Source organism: Vibrio sp. YT-19(2023), assembly GCF_033337395.1.
Genome location: NZ_JAWOQN010000249.1, coordinates 1 through 899 on the forward strand (window position 1 = coordinate 1; position 899 = coordinate 899).

General features: G+C 49.3%; 1 pseudogene. It reads right to left on the minus strand.

From position 1 onward, the window contains the following. Positions 1 to 899 (minus strand): annotated as a pseudogene (locus tag R7E78_RS25195) (DNA-3-methyladenine glycosylase 2); the annotation flags it as partial.

The following is an 899-nucleotide window of genomic DNA, read 5'->3' on the forward strand; positions in this document are numbered from 1 at the left end:
TTTATCTAAAAAGCAATCGGGTTGGGATTGCCCACGCAGTTGAGCATAACTGACGGTCCAAGGTCCAATGCCTTTCAACGCTAACCATTGTTGCGGATCCGTCTCCGCGTTGCTTTGCATAAACTGAGCGAAACGCACCAACGTCTCTTTACGACTTTGCGGCATCCGCAAAAAACTCACGTCGGCATTCGCAATCGCATCTGGTGTCGGGAAAAAGCGCTTGTCAGCATCACCACTGAGCGTTTTCACCAATAAATTAAGCTGGCCTATCGCGGCCTTGACCGACACTTGTTGACCAAGAATGGCTCTAACCCCGGCTTCCCAAGCATTCCACACTCCAGGAATCCGAATGCCTCGGTTCGAAACAAGCCCCGGTGCCACATAATCCAAATGCTGCTCGACAGTACAAATATCGGTGTCGAGATCGAACATACGACGTATTCCAGACACTAAATTTTGCAGCTTCGCAACTTCTTCAATTTCGAATTCAAGCTCAAGGTTTCCTTCACCTTTGCTCGCCTTAAACCACGCTTTGCTGTTATCCAGACAAACGTTGCGTTGGTAACTCTCGCCGCTCACCCGCTCCACGCCCTCAATGGCTCTTAGTCGCTAAAAATCCAGCATGTGTTGCCAATTCAACTCGCCACGATAAGACAACGCAATTCGATTCGTGCTCACGCCATCAAATTCTCTTCGACGAACTTGAGAAGGCGTGAGCTTCAGAAACTTTTGGAATGCATCGTTGAAACGGCGCGTGCTGTTAAAACCAGCGGCGAAGCCAACTTCCGTAACCGACATCGAACTGGAATGCAGCAACTGCTTGGCGAACATTACCTGCTGATATTGCGCGTACTGTTTTGGTGACATGCCGAGATACTGCTCGAACAACATACGCAAGT